We start from the raw sequence: 13825 nt of genomic DNA, 5'->3' as shown, positions 1-13825 counted from the left end.
CGATGAAACATCCAGCTTCCCTAAAATCAGAATTTTCTGACCATGCGGCTCAGCCGGAGAAACAGCCTAAAGCGGCGGCATCTCCGGTGACGCTGCGCTTATCCAACAATGAGCGCGCCCTGCTTGAGGAATGGGCGAAGGGCTCGTCCATGAGTGCCTATATTCGCAAGTGCCTGTTTGATGATCAGGAGACAAAGCGTAAGAAACGCCGCCGCCCTGAGCCTGTCGCTGATCAGAAGGCACTGGCTCAGGTGCTGGGGATGCTGGGCAGCTCGCGCATCGCCAACAATCTCAATCAGCTCGCCTTCCATGCCAATAGCGGTACGTTGGCCGTCGATCAGGACGTTATTGATAAAATCAATGAGGCTTACGGGCATGTCTGCGTATTGCGCACAGAGCTATTAAAGGCGCTTGGCACGAAGCGTCTGGATGAATGGGATGATGCCCCATGATTTTAGAAGGGGCGCAGCGCGGCGGCGCTATACGGCTGGCAGAGCATCTTCTCAACATGCATGACAATGATCATGTTGAGGTGCATGAGGTGAGTGGATTTTTATCGACTGACCTTCTTGGCGCTTTGCAGGAAGCCGAAGCGATCTCTAAAGGCACACGCTGCCGCCAATTCTTCTTCTCTGTCAGTTTAAGCCCGCCGCAAACAGAAAATGTCCCTAATAGCGTCTTTGAAACGGCCATTACCCGTATTGAAGAGAAGTTCGGCTTAGAAGGCCAGCCTCGCGCTATCGTGTTTCATGAGAAGAAAGGTCGCCGCCATGCGCATTGCGTGTGGTCGCGGATTGATGCCGCCCAAATGAAGGCAATCAATCTGCCGCACTTCAAGCGCAAGCTGACAAGTCTGGCCCGCGATTTATACATTGAACATGGCTGGGAAATGCCTGAGGGTTTTAGAGATGCTGCCCAGCGCGATCCTCTCAACTATTCCAATATCGAAGCCCTGCAAGCCAAGCGGATCAATAAAGATCCCAAGGTCATCAAACAGACCTTTCGCCAGTGCTGGGAAGCTTCCGATAGTCGTGCTGCCTTTGCAAACGCCTTGAAAGAGCATGGCTTTACTCTTGCCCGAGGCGATAGACGCGGCTTTGTCGCCGTTGACGGCAATGGTGAGGTTTATTCCATTGCCCGTTGGGTCGGTGAAAAAACAAAGACCGTTCAGGATCGCCTTGGTGATCTGCAAGGGCTTCCAAGCGTTGAGGAAGCGCGGCGGGTGCAGCTCAAAGATACCTTTGAGCATTCCACCTTTGCTGATCAGCCCTTGGTTGTTCCGCTTGATGAAGAGCGGCTTTCAAACAAAGAAAAGGTCAAACGCGAACCGGCGCATATTATCTCTTTCATTGCCGACAAAAAAGAGGAATTTACGCGCTCTGATGTTTTACGCGGGCTGGCGGACTTCATCGACAATCCGATGGAGCTGCATGGCGCGTTAGAATGTGCCCTTCAATGTACCGATCTGGTCAAACTCTCCGGGCACGGAACTGAGGCGCGCTATACAAGCGCTGAATTCCAAGCCTGTAAGCGCGATCTTATGCGCAGTGTTCGAGGGCTGGAAACTCGTTCCAGTCATCATGTTGATAGCGTCATTATTCAAAAAGCTATCGCTGATGAAAACGCTCACCTGGCTGAAGCCTATGGAGCCAGTTTAAGCGCCGAACAAGAGGATGCGATCAAGCACGCCCTGAGTGGCAATCAGCTATCTTCCGTTGTTGGTCTGGCTGGTGCGGGTAAAAGCACGATGCTTAAAAGCGCTAAATCAGCCTGGGAGAAACAAGGCTACCGCGTCATAGGCGCAGCGCTCTCTGGTAAGGCCGCAGATGGGCTGCAAAGCTCATCAGGGATTGCGAGCCGCACACTGGCATCACTAGAACATAGCTGGGCAAGCGGGTATGAGCGTTTAGATAAGAACACTGTCCTCGTCATTGATGAGGCTGGGATGATTGGCACGAAGCAACTAGCAAAATTCGTCCATGAAGCTGCGCGCTCTGGCGCAAAGATCGTTCTGGTTGGCGATCCTGAACAGCTTCAGCCTATTCAGGCAGGCACACCGTTTAAGGATATTGCTGGCAGCGTTGATACCGCCAAGCTGACAGAAGTGCGCCGCCAAAGGTTTGAGTGGCAGCGACAGGCCACACGCCTATTTGCAGATGGCAAAAACAAAGAAGCATTGTCCGCCTACCGTGAAAATGGGTGCATCATTCAAACCCGTGAGTCTGATGACGCCATCGCCAAACTGGCAGAAGGGTATTTGACCGATCAGGAACTCTACGGGGATGAAGCTTCAAGGCTAGCGCTTGCGCATCGCCGCAAAGATGTTCACGCGATAAATCAGACCATCCGTCACATGAAAAAAGCCGCTGGTGAGTTCAGCCATGAGGCGCTGCTCCATACCAGTCATGGCCCGCGCGCCTTTGCTGTGACAGACCGCATTGTGTTCACCAAGAATGATCGAACGCTTGGCGTGAAAAACGGCATGCTTGGCACTGTGGAAGCCATTGATGAGGGGCAGCTTACGATCCGCCTCGATGATGAGGACGGTCTAGAGCGCAGTGTGTGCGTTAACCCCTCAATCTATAGCGAGATTGACCACGGCTACGCCATCACAATCCATAAATCCCAAGGGGCAACGGTAGATCGCACCTTTGTGCTGGGCTCTAAAACAATGGATTCACATCTATCTTACGTGGCAATGTCTCGTCACCGCGAAGAAGCAAGGCTGTATGCTGACAAGGCTTCACTGCGCCGCCTTGAAAGAGATCGGGGTGCATCGAAATCGCAAAGACAAATTAGGCCAAGCCAGTCGATGCAACATTTAAGAAGGGTCTGAAAACTCTATCGACGAACTGCACTAAAAAGTAGCCGTTGGCAGAGCGGTGAAAAGATGCAATCTTGAGTTACAGTATTATTGATAAATATATCAATATTGAGAGCAGAAATGAGCAAGAACAAACTAACTCGAAAATCTAAAAAACCATACAGCGAAGCTGAAGACGATGAGAAAGTGTATCGTAACTGGACCAAAACACTCGGTCTCTTTGAGCGAGGAGAATATTCCGCCGCTGTATTAAGAGCTGCAATTTCGCTTGAGTTGATGGTAAATTTTGCAATCCGAGAAGAGCTTGTAGAAGAAAAAGGGCTTCCGCTCGATTTTGTAGACAAGTTACTAAAAGATGCAAATGGAATTACTAGGAAATACAACGGCATTTTTCTCCCAATTATGAAAGAGTATGAGGAATATGCAATTCTAAAATCTGTTTGGAAAAACAAAATCGAAAAAGTGAATGAGAGACGAAACAGAATTGCGCATGGTGGTGAGTTTGACAACAAAGCGCCTGTTTTAAATCTTCTTACCCTCACTCACGATTCTTTATGTTTGATTATGAATTTGTTTGGTTCAAAAAGAAAATTTCGAAAGCCAGAATAATTACTAAGTACAGGTTTTTATAATAATGCCCCGTACTTCAATACTTTTATTTGAACAAACATTATGGAGCAATCTTAGCAGCTCCAGAATATATGCACAGCTTCAAAGCCCGTTTCGATGACAATCACATCACTGATTGCCAAATCTCGCCCCATGGCTTCATAATCGATATAAAACCGCAGGCTGTCGGGAACTTCTGTTGTCTCTTCGGTCAAGTTTTCGGCAAATTCCGACAAGGATTTAAATTCGCCGTGATAGCGATCTGACAAAGCCTCTTCGGCAGTTTTAATATCTCCAAAATACTCGACAAGTTTGCCGCCTAGTTCTCCATGTTCCTCAAGAAAGGCAGCAAGTTTGGCGATATAGCCAATGTCTTCATATTCACGTATCCAGACACCTTCAAAGCCTTCATGATCATGGATGGCGTATTCTTCTGCCCCTTCAATGGGTGAAGTCTTCAAGATGTCAAGGATCGCACTGCGGATATCATCCGCCTCCTGACAGGCATCAATCCAACCGCCATGCAAGATGCCGTTATTGTATGAAGCCAAACAGGCTACATAGATTTGAATGTCTGAGTTTATCTCCTTCATGTTTCTCTCCGTTAGTAATGGGTTGCTCATGCAACCCTGCTTCCGGCCGAGGATGGAGATGGGAGGGGGCAAGGGAAATCGATGCTGAGTGGTGCGGGCGCAAGGTACTGAGCCACGGTCAGCGTCTATTTTCCTTGTGGGGAGAAAGAGGCAACGCCTCTTGGCTTCCTTACTAAATCAGGCCTAAAAAACTGAGTGTAGATGCTTAGAACAGGCCTGAAATTGAAACAAAAATTAACTCCAACTCTGACTTGGATTTCGACGTTGAAACCGCTCATAGGTGTCTTCTACCGTTTCGGCATCATCATGCCGGACTAGAGCTCTTTCATTGTCGAAAAATAACAATGATATTGTAAAATCATACTGTTCTGAAAAGATTGCCTGTTCTCGACATGGTTTGCCAAACCAAGAATTTGAACCGTGAATGATACTTCCAGTATGACCCTCCACGTTATTCCGATTGTTAGCAAGAGAAGTGGTGGGAACTGGGATTGGTGAGCGTCCTTGAGTTCTAAAAAACAGACCCGACTTTAATGCAGCTTCACTTGATCTTGCCCAAAGGATAAATTCGTCACGAGAAATTACTAGAACGGCTTGTTGAGCTGTGTAGCTTAGCCATCTCAATATACAGGCGATAAGCGAAACTCCATAACGTTTCGCGCACTCTGACAGCGCTTCTATTTCCGGAGCTTGATTGAAGTGCACTTGGTCACGAAAATCATCGAGTGGCATCAGCAGATTTGCCGCAAAGGTATTCGCTTCTCCTTCCAGTTTTGCATATTGAGAGTCCCACTTTGACATGTCTTCAATACTGCACATGAAGCCATTGGGGTGTTCAATGCGGTGCAAAAGATAGTGCCCGAATTCATGCGCGAGCGTGAAGTTTATACGCCCTTTAGAACGCATCCCGCTGTTGTAAAAAATACCCCAGCCCGATTTTCCTTTTGGTGCCTTCTTCATTGCACCTTCAAAACCCGGAAGATCTTTTCCCTTAATCAGGGTAATGGGATCATTAGGAAACTTTTTGTGCGAAATCTCTTTTGCGACTTCAGCAACATTTATTGGAAATCTTTGGAAGTTGGGGATTGCGTTTAAGATAATGGAAATATCAATCGCCCAACGTGTTGGAGAAATACGTTTGCTCAATCGTCATCATCCCAGAGGTCAACCATTTTTCGAACTTTGTTTTTGGTTTCCTCATTCATGTTTTGGTATTTTCGAAAAAACATCTCATCGACAGCATTGGATTCAGTCACGCGATCCTCGTCGTCGAGCAGATATTCAAGTGTGACACCTAGAGCTGCAGCAATCTTAGAGAGCTTTTCTGCTGAGGGGCGTGGCGGGTTCTTGTTTTCTAGTTCCCAAACATAGCTCTTGCTCGCTCCAGACTTTGCAGCAAGTTTGTCTAGCGTTAACTCGTTCTGTTTTCTCAGTTTTTGTATTTTATCGCCTAAGGCAGTTGACATCAGAATTCCTTAAAATCCCCATTGTTCGCTTTTCCGAACAATAACTCCTTGACTTCCGTTTTTCAAGGCATTATTTATTGTTCGGAGTAGCGAACTTTTTGTTTTGCGAAGCGAATCACAACTATAGGAGGTGTCAATGAAAAAGGGCCCTGATACTCATCATGTAGTTCCCAACCCAAAAGGCGGTTGGGATGTCAAGCGCGGCGGCGCAGCCCGTGCAACTAGCCATCACGACACAAAGCGGGACGCAATTGATCGTGGGCGATCTGTCAGCCGAAACCAGGGGACGGAGTTCCGCATACACAATAAAGACGGAAAAATTGCCGCAAGCGATAGTCATGGCAAAGATCCGTATCCGCCAAAGGGCTAAAGGAGAGAGGTATTGAAAAAAATACTCACAATTGATGGTGGAGGGATAAAGGGAACGCAGCCTGCAGCTTTTTTGGCTGCGTTGGAAGAAGATTTAGAGAAGCCAATCGCTGAATACTTCGATCTCATTTCTGGTACTTCGACCGGGGGAATTATCGCCCTTGGATTAGCAATGGGAATACCCGCAAAAAAAATACTGAAGCTATATGAAGAAAGAGGGCCATATATTTTTGGGCAGGCTTCAAACGGGAATTGGTTGCTGGATAGGACTAAAGGTGTTCATAAGTTTTTAAAGCACATTTTTAAACCAAAACACGATGCAGAAGTTCTTAAAACAGAATTGTTAGCTGTTTTTGGCAATCGTTTAATAGGTGAGGCTAAAACACGGCTTTTAATACCTGCCTGGGATGCAGATTCAAAGAGTGTTTACATTTTCAAAACGGCACATCACTCAAGATTATCAACTGATTATAAGAGGCCGGTTCTAGATGCTGCGTTAGCGACTGCAGCGGCTCCAACTTACTACAAAAGACACAAATCAATTGATGATGTCGGCCTTCTAGATGGGGGCGTTTGGGCTAATAACCCGGTGGGGATTGCTTCAATAGAAGCAATTACACTCTTAGGCTGGAAGCCAGATGAACTAAAAATTCTAAGTCTTGGTTGCGTTGATGAGGTGTACTTACTTTCTGAAAACCCAGGAATTGGAAGCTTAGGGCGTGGAATTATTGACCTCTTTATGGACGGGCAGTCCCGTGGAGCTTTGGGAACTGCAAGCCTGATCACAGATCATCCGCATTCAGGTAAATCTATTTATCGATACTCGCCGTCGGTGCCAAAAGGTTTTTTCTCACTCGACGACACCACAAAGATTAGTCGCTTAAAAGGACTTGGTTCATCTGCTGCACGAAGCGCTAAGCCTGAGTTGAGCAAAGTATTTTTTAACAACCCCATCGAGCCGTTTGTACCGGTTCATAAACTCAACGGAAAAAAACAATGAACCAGCACAGTCGACAAAAATTGGACGAAAACTCCTTGGCACGACGTTCCAATGTCTTTGGAATGCTTGAAGAAATTTGCCAAGATCTGGAGCTAACGCAAACACAGTTTGAAAGAGCGAAGAAAAGCTATGAAACCGTTGGCGAATGGCTTGCGGGATCGGATGATCCATTACTCAAAAATATCCAGGTGTATTTACAGGGTTCCGGTGCTCTTGGAACTTCTACAAAGCCAATAGGACGAGCAGAATTTGATGTTGATCTGATTGGGTTAGCAAAAGGTATCTCTACAGAAATTGAACCTGCAAAACTAAAGAAAGCAATTGGTGATCGGTTATTAGAAAATGGCAACTATAAAAAGATTTTGGAAGAGAAGAAGCGTTGTTGGAGGTTGAACTATGCAGGTGATTTCCATTTAGACATTTCGCCTACTATTTCTAATCCAGTTTGTCAAAACGGTGGAGAATTGGTTCCTGACCGGAAGCTCAAAACATGGCATCCAACCAATCCTCAGGCATATAAAAAATTGTTTGAGCGCCGAGCAGCGCTGCAACCTCACTTATTTGCATCGCTCGTAGCAAAACAAAGAATGGATGAGGCTAATGTTCAGCCTTTTCCAGAAAGAAAAGAGCATAAAGATGTTTTGCGTAGAACCGTGCAACTGTTAAAGCGACATCGGGACCATCATTTTTTGGATGTTCAGGCAGAAATAGCTCCAATTTCCGTCGTTATTACTACCCTCGCGATGCAATCCTATGAATATTGTGTCAAAAATTTTATGTTTGATGATGAGCTTCAAGTATTGATCGATACAATAAGGCTGATGCCACATTTCATCGGGCGATCTTATAAAAATGGAAAGGTCGTATACGAGATTTGGAATGAAACAACAGATGGCGAAAACTTTGCAGAACGTTGGAATACCGAACCAGAACGGGTAAAGGCCTTTTTTGAATGGCATGAAAAGGCATTAAATGACTTTGAGGCATTGAGAGATGTTATTGGCTTAGATACCGTCGTTACGGGTATGCAAAAAAGCTTTGGCAAAGAGGTTGTTGGGCGTGTTTTAGCCGCTCGAACCGAAAAAGTATCTTCTGCACGAAAAAGTAGTGGGCTGTATGTTGTTCCAGCAATCGGGCTATCTACCGAAATAGCAAGCGCTGCGACTCCAGTTCGCCAAAATGATTTTTTCGGTGATTAATGTGAAGGGGAAGCCTGGCAGAAAAGATTTAAGTCTGGCTCAACAACACATGTTTCTGAGCGCAAATCCTATTGTTGTAGGCCATGGTCAGTTAAAACATACAGCACTTGTTTGGGACATTACTGTTAAACCCACACCATTGTCACGAGCGTATTCTGTGAGTTTAAAATACAAACCGAATGGCACTCCTGAGGTTTTTGTCATCGACCCAGATATTCAGTTGTTAGCGGGTGATCGTAATATTCCTCATGTTTACAATGATCCATTGAGATTATGTTTGTATCTGCCTGGTAGTGGGCAGTGGCATCCAAGTAAGCGTATTGATGAAACAATCGTTCCATGGACATTTGCGTGGCTCTACTATTTTGAAGAGTGGCTTGTATCTGATGAATGGAAAGGCGGTGGAGTACATCCTAGTGATGAGGATGATTCTCCACTAAACAGGCACCTACGGAGATCCGTTCGATAACTGAACCGAGGGATGCAACGGGGGCTATGCCCCCTTGCCAAGATCGTTTTGTAATACAAAACACAGCTTGCAGTGCGCCGATATTTAAATAATCAGCACACCGTCATTGTTAACTGTGTCAACCAGCAGGCTTACATCTGTACTAATCGTTGTGTTGCCTTGCAGTCTGACAACGTTGTCCCAACCATGAGTACCAGCAGTACCATCACGGTCCACTTGAATAGTGGTGTTATACCCCTGCGCAACATTCACAAAGTCGCTAAGGTTATGAATTGAGGAATTATATCCCACTAGCAAAGCGGAAATATCAACCTGGTCTTCGCTTTCTAGGAAATCATAGATGTAAGACATCTCATGATTTAGAAGTGAGCCCTCTTCGGCAATGAAATCATCAGCGCCGTTGCCACCCCACATGCGGTCACTGTCTTGATCAAATGTAAGCGTGTCATCGCCGTCACCGCCATACATACGGTCAATGCCCGCGCCGCCAGTTAGGTTGTCATTGTCTCCATAACCGTACAGATAATCAGCACCATCATCACCAAAGAGGATGTCGGCATCTTCTTCACCGCGCAGGATGTCATTACCGTCGCCACCATAGACCGTGTCTATACCCGCACCAGCGTAGATTTCATCATTCCCACCGCCTGCGTAAATGGTGTCATCCCCTGCATCACCAGTGATGTAATCAACCCCATCGCCACCATGAAGAACATCGTCACCATCGTTTCCTGAAATGGTGTCATCACCGTCGCCGCCATAGATCGTGTCTATACCAGCATCGCCATAGAGTTTGTCGTTGCCTCCATAGCCGTAGATGGTGTCATCACCGTCCGTTAGGCCGTTATAGTTTCCGCCGCCACGAATGATGTTGATGTTGTTATCACCATGAAGGATGTCGTTGTAAGAAGATCCTGTAATGTTTTCGATGCTTACTAATGTCGCAACATTGTTATCGCCATCAGTGGCCGTGCCTGCTGCAAGATCGACGGTAAGCCCAACATTCCCAGCATGCATGTAATCACGCCACCAAACACGGTCTGTGCCATCGCCGCCGTCGAACAGGCCAGTGCCGCCATAACCACGAAAAACATCATCCCCAGCTTCACCAAAGGCGGTATCACCCTGGTCGCTATAAATCAGATCATTACCATCACCCGCGTAGTAGGTATCGGTGCCATTTTGACCGCGCAATTCATCATTACCTGCTCCGCCATAAAGCGTGTCATTGCCGTCATAGCCGTAGATGAAATCATCTCCATCCTCACCGCGAAGAACATTGTCCCCCGTGTCACCAGTCAATGTGTCGTTTCCGGCTGAGCCAGTAACATCTTCAATGCTGATAAGGGTATCTGAACCGCCATCACCATCATCAGAAGCCACACCATTGTAAAGATTTACATGCACGGCATTCGCAGCTGCAGAATAATCGGCAACATCTAGGCCATCGCCGCCGTCAAGCGTGTCATTACCAACACCGCCTATCAGCCTATCGCTGCCAGTCTCGCCGTATAAAGTATCGTCGCCTTCATCACCGACAAGACGATCATTTCCTTCACCCGCATAAGCAATATCAACGCCAAGTCCGCCCTCCAAGGTATCATGGCCAATGCCGCCATTTAGGTGGTCGTCTCCGTCACCACCTGCAAGAAAGTCGTTTCCGGCATCTCCATTCAGGGTGTCATCACCATCCATCCCATACAGAACGTCAAAACCGTCACCGCCATTTAGAGTATCATGTCCAGATCGGGCATAGACAGTGTCGTCCCCGTCCAGCGCATTGAAAATCTCATTTGTACTATCTAGAACGCCGTAAATAGTATCGGCAGAAGACGTGCCATCAATGTCTTCGTTTGCTTTGTGTAATACACCGCCAACAAATGAATCTACACGCTCAAAATCGGAGAGAACGATCCCAGTACTTGTTGTGACCAATAAATTATCAGTAGTGATGTCCGAATTTGCTCGGAGATAAGTTTTATATGACTCTAGCTCGGCTGCGAACAATTGATATTGTGCTTCGGTATCGAAATGTATTTCTAGAGTGTCACGCCCTGTTCCTGCATAGTAGTTATCTGCGTTAGACAAGTTACTGGCGAGATAATGACGAATAATATCATTGCCTTCTCCCCCAGAGATTACATCGACTCCTGCGCCGCCAGACAGGATATCATTGCCTTTACCGCCCTGTAGATCGTTGGCAATGGCATCTCCTGAAATCTCATCAGCATGATCAGACCCAATGATGTTTTCGATACTCGTTAAAGTATCTACATCACCTAAGTTGTTTTCTGCTGTGCCCGCGACAAGATCAATTTTTTGCTGGGTGCTTTCGTCAGAGTAATCAGCGGTATCAGTGCCAAGGCCTCCATTGAGGATATCACTACCTAAACCTCCGTTGAGGAAGTCATCTCCATCTTCACCATTTAGGGTATCATTACCGCCATAGCCAAAAGCCAAGTCATTCCCAGCACCGAGGTTGATTAGATCTACGACAGATCCCAATAGTGTGCCAAAAATAAAATTGTCTGTATTATCTGGAGTATTATCTACGACAAACTCAATATTTTCGAAGTCAGAAGCGTGTAATCCGAAATCAAATTTATAGCCATTTCCCGCGCTAACAGATGGATCTGAAAGTTCTTGGGTGTATAGAGTGAATTCTCCAAGTTGTTCGGCAAGTGTCCGCTTTTCTTCACGTGTCATTGAGCTTGCACCCAAAGATTGATCAGAAACTATTCGCAGTGTGTCTGTTCCAGAACCACCATAGTAATAATCTGTTCCGCCATTCGTTAGATTATAAACGAGAACATCATCACCTGCGCCGCCAGAGACGATATCGTCGCCTTCACCGCCATCAAGCAGACTGTCATCACCGAAACCGCCATAAATTGCATCATTGCCTGCGCCTCCAGTGGAGGTATCATTCCCATTTCCTAGGTAAATACTCTCCGCATAATCACTGCCCGTGACGTCATCGTCACCACCATAAAGATATAGACCATCTTCGAAGTCATTATTACCAGCAGAGGAAATATCGATAACCTCATCTGCCTGAGAGCCATAAAAAGACTTAGCAATATAAGAATTGTTACTCGTCACAAGTGAAGGTGAGGGCAAATCAGATAAGAGGCCACCATAAACAGATTCCACGACACCTACGGTAGACCCTAAAATTTCCTTATTAAATGTAGGCAAATTTGTAAGGTATTGATTATTTAAAGAAGCACTCCCATCTCCAACATTGTAGTACCATTTAAGGCCATCACCGACGTCTTGGTGATTGTGAGTGATAACAACGTCATTGAATGTAATCGTACCCAAACTTCCAATCGTATAAACTACATCATATGAGTAAACTTGTGTTGTTGGTGTGTAATTTACAAGCAACTGATTTTGAGAAAAAGAAACTGTAATATCGTTAGAGGATATAGTCTCAGGCACAATAATATTTGTTTGTGTTTGGTGGATACCCATTACATTTTGATAGAAATTGTCATTCCCACCAGAATAGTGATAAGCGCCGTTCCAGTTGTAAATATCATCATCACCTGTTCCAGAATAGAAATCCCATAGCCCACCGGAATCTACTGTAGAATTATGGCTGATTGTATCGCCAGCATTTGTTCCGACAACAATGCCAAATTGATTATTATATTGATCTGTTAGACCACCACTACTCACGGTCTTATTTGCTATATCAATAGTGATACCTCCACTATTGTAAGTGGAGTAGTCCAATATGTGATCGTTATTATGAATACCAGTGGGGATAATGGAACTATAGTTGTTTCCCATTGTTTCAGCAGAAAAGATCAGCTGCGCGCCGTTGGAAGTATTAAACTCCTCAACATTCTTGAGCGAAGTTCCGGTATCAAGCAAGAACGATCCGTCGTCCTTCCAAAGTATATTTATTGCTGAGGTATCAGAAGTATAAGTAGGGCTATTAAAAAACGTATCTTTAATCGAAACAATGTCGTGACCTGTTCCGCCATCAACCTCATTCACTAGGCTATTAATAACAAAATCATCATCAAAGTTCGTGCCAATTATATTTTCGATGTTTTCTAACGTGTCAGTTTTACCAAAACCATCGATAACAGATAACGCCGTTAAATCGGCAGTAATGCTGGAGCTGTCGGTGCTATAATCAACGGTGTCGATACCAGCCCCACCAAAAAACTGGTCTGATCCGTCTCCACCAATCAAAATATTGTTTTGGCTATTTCCGATTATGAATTCGTCGCCACTATTCCCGGTTACATTCGGGTTTTCGTCATTCACCGTAAACACATCTGAGAGAGCGACGCTTCCAGTTATTGCATCCCACTCGACATCGCCTAACAGTCTGGTATCTATCTGGCGATGTATTGTCACACCTGAAACAGTATTGTTTGCAAGATCAATATTTGAGTGTGTTACAGAGCCGGAAGTAATAAATAAATATTTTGAGTTAAAGCCGCCTGCGGGATCAAAATGATCTTCGATATCAACAATATCACTCAATATATTTACAGGTGTTCCCCTAATTTCCAGATCGTTCCCGGCTTTTGCTAGATAGAGGCCATTCAGATTAGATCGACCATCCATAACAATATTATTCCATGAAGATGTGTCTTCATCTTTTGTAATATCTAGAAGAGCCCCATCCTGCACGATGATAAAGTCATTTCCAGATTTATCGTGGAAAGTCAGCCTTTCCGGCTGCCCAGAGAAAACAGTCATTATTACATCTTGATTACTATCCAGTAGATGTTGATAACCAGCTAGACTCGTGTCACCGACGTATGTACCAGTTGGCAAATTATCTGCGATATTGATGCCTTGAGTTGCTAGGACAGATATTATTACTGAATTACTATTTGGGCCATGCAGGCCAACGCCATACAAATAGCCGGTATCAATACTCATAGTGTTGTCTTGGGGGCCAAGATTGCTTACATACTCAACAGCATTGTCCCAAAAAACATCTTCATCGATACTACTGGTATCTACTGAGATCAAACCTTTATCAGCGGGTTGCAAGTCGCCTGGGTCGTTTAAATCTCCATCGCCGTTTTTATCTAGTGCATTGCCTTCAAAGGTATAAGAAGCATCGTTAACTACTACCAACTTATCAGTCACAGCAATTGGCCCTACTTGAATAAGACTTGGGCCAGCCTCAATTAGTTTGTGAGTATAGGTTTGTGTGGTCAAATCATCGTTTGGCGCTTTCACCAAAAACAAATGATCATAAACTGTCCCATACAAATTCGCAGATGTTCCAATATAAATCTTCGTCATAATGTGTTCTCAC

11 protein-coding genes are annotated in these 13825 nt (G+C 45.3%); 7 read left to right on the top strand and 4 right to left on the bottom strand.

Annotated elements, in window-relative coordinates; genetic code table 11:
• Positions 1-2 precede the first annotated feature (2 nt).
• From ACVDG4_RS08525 to ACVDG4_RS08515, 3 genes are all read left to right on the top strand, one after another.
• The gene (locus ACVDG4_RS08525) at positions 3-452 is read left to right on the top strand and encodes a plasmid mobilization protein (protein ID WP_447234736.1); all 450 of its coding nucleotides are present in this window, start codon (positions 3-5) and stop codon (positions 450-452) included.
• Positions 449-2836 carry an AAA family ATPase gene (locus ACVDG4_RS08520; RefSeq protein ID WP_447234735.1) on the top strand — a complete coding sequence of 796 codons (2388 nt, stop codon included), beginning with the start codon at positions 449-451 and terminating at the stop codon, positions 2834-2836. The genes ACVDG4_RS08525 and ACVDG4_RS08520 overlap by 4 nt, the downstream gene beginning before the upstream one ends.
• A gap of 108 nt (positions 2837-2944) precedes the next feature.
• Positions 2945-3433, top strand: coding sequence for a hypothetical protein (locus ACVDG4_RS08515; RefSeq protein WP_447234734.1), 489 nt, complete (start codon positions 2945-2947; stop codon positions 3431-3433).
• Positions 3434-3507: 74 nt separating this feature from the next.
• Here the strand turns inward: ACVDG4_RS08515 and ACVDG4_RS08510 are convergent, their stop codons facing one another.
• From ACVDG4_RS08510 to ACVDG4_RS08500, 3 genes are all read right to left on the bottom strand, one after another.
• A complete protein-coding gene (locus tag ACVDG4_RS08510) occupies positions 3508-4026 on the bottom strand; it encodes an antirestriction protein ArdA (RefSeq protein ID WP_447234733.1) in 519 nt (172 codons plus the stop codon).
• A 234-nt stretch (positions 4027-4260) separates the two neighbouring features.
• Complete coding sequence (locus tag ACVDG4_RS08505) at positions 4261-5172, bottom strand: ImmA/IrrE family metallo-endopeptidase (protein WP_447234732.1); 912 nt, start codon at positions 5170-5172, stop codon at positions 4261-4263.
• On the bottom strand, positions 5169-5492 hold the full coding sequence (locus tag ACVDG4_RS08500) for a helix-turn-helix domain-containing protein (protein WP_447234731.1): 324 nt from the start codon (positions 5490-5492) through the stop codon (positions 5169-5171). Before ACVDG4_RS08500 ends, ACVDG4_RS08505 begins: the two co-directional genes overlap by 4 nt.
• Before the next feature lie 136 nt (positions 5493-5628).
• Between ACVDG4_RS08500 and ACVDG4_RS08495 the strand changes: the two genes are divergently transcribed.
• From ACVDG4_RS08495 to ACVDG4_RS08480, 4 genes are read left to right on the top strand one after another with little or no spacing between them, the layout of a single operon-like run.
• Complete coding sequence (locus tag ACVDG4_RS08495; RefSeq protein ID WP_447234730.1) at positions 5629-5862, top strand: DUF2188 domain-containing protein; 234 nt, start codon at positions 5629-5631, stop codon at positions 5860-5862.
• A 12-nt stretch (positions 5863-5874) separates the two neighbouring features.
• Complete coding sequence (locus ACVDG4_RS08490; RefSeq protein WP_447234729.1) at positions 5875-6861, top strand: CBASS cGAMP-activated phospholipase; 987 nt, start codon at positions 5875-5877, stop codon at positions 6859-6861.
• Complete coding sequence (locus ACVDG4_RS08485) at positions 6858-8060, top strand: nucleotidyltransferase domain-containing protein (protein ID WP_447234728.1); 1203 nt, start codon at positions 6858-6860, stop codon at positions 8058-8060. The genes ACVDG4_RS08490 and ACVDG4_RS08485 overlap by 4 nt, the downstream gene beginning before the upstream one ends.
• Positions 8041-8529, top strand: coding sequence for a type II CBASS E2 protein (locus ACVDG4_RS08480; RefSeq protein WP_447234727.1), 489 nt, complete (start codon positions 8041-8043; stop codon positions 8527-8529). Before ACVDG4_RS08485 ends, ACVDG4_RS08480 begins: the two co-directional genes overlap by 20 nt.
• Before the next feature lie 84 nt (positions 8530-8613).
• Here the strand turns inward: ACVDG4_RS08480 and ACVDG4_RS08475 are convergent, their stop codons facing one another.
• Positions 8614-13812 (bottom strand): type I secretion C-terminal target domain-containing protein, encoded by a 5199-nt coding sequence (locus ACVDG4_RS08475; RefSeq protein ID WP_447234726.1) that lies wholly within the window; start codon positions 13810-13812, stop codon positions 8614-8616.
• Between the last annotated feature and the right edge of the window lie 13 nt (positions 13813-13825).

This window comes from Roseibium sp. MB-4 (assembly GCF_053005265.1).
Note: the sequence above shows the minus strand (reverse complement) of the source record. Positions and strands in the feature narration are given on the sequence as shown.

Excerpts from the sequence above, each read along its gene's own strand:
- ACVDG4_RS08475 (WP_447234726.1), bottom strand. The coding sequence starts at position 13,812 with ATGACGAAGATTTATATTGGAACATCTGCGAATTTGTATGGGACAGTT.
- ACVDG4_RS08520 (WP_447234735.1), top strand. The coding sequence starts at position 449 with ATGATTTTAGAAGGGGCGCAGCGCGGCGGCGCTATACGGCTGGCAGAG.
- ACVDG4_RS08495 (WP_447234730.1), top strand. The coding sequence starts at position 5,629 with ATGAAAAAGGGCCCTGATACTCATCATGTAGTTCCCAACCCAAAAGGC.
- ACVDG4_RS08510 (WP_447234733.1), bottom strand. The coding sequence starts at position 4,026 with ATGAAGGAGATAAACTCAGACATTCAAATCTATGTAGCCTGTTTGGCT.
- ACVDG4_RS08525 (WP_447234736.1), top strand. The coding sequence starts at position 3 with ATGAAACATCCAGCTTCCCTAAAATCAGAATTTTCTGACCATGCGGCT.
- ACVDG4_RS08515 (WP_447234734.1), top strand. The coding sequence starts at position 2,945 with ATGAGCAAGAACAAACTAACTCGAAAATCTAAAAAACCATACAGCGAA.
- ACVDG4_RS08480 (WP_447234727.1), top strand. The coding sequence starts at position 8,041 with ATGATTTTTTCGGTGATTAATGTGAAGGGGAAGCCTGGCAGAAAAGAT.
- ACVDG4_RS08485 (WP_447234728.1), top strand. The coding sequence starts at position 6,858 with ATGAACCAGCACAGTCGACAAAAATTGGACGAAAACTCCTTGGCACGA.
- ACVDG4_RS08500 (WP_447234731.1), bottom strand. The coding sequence starts at position 5,492 with ATGTCAACTGCCTTAGGCGATAAAATACAAAAACTGAGAAAACAGAAC.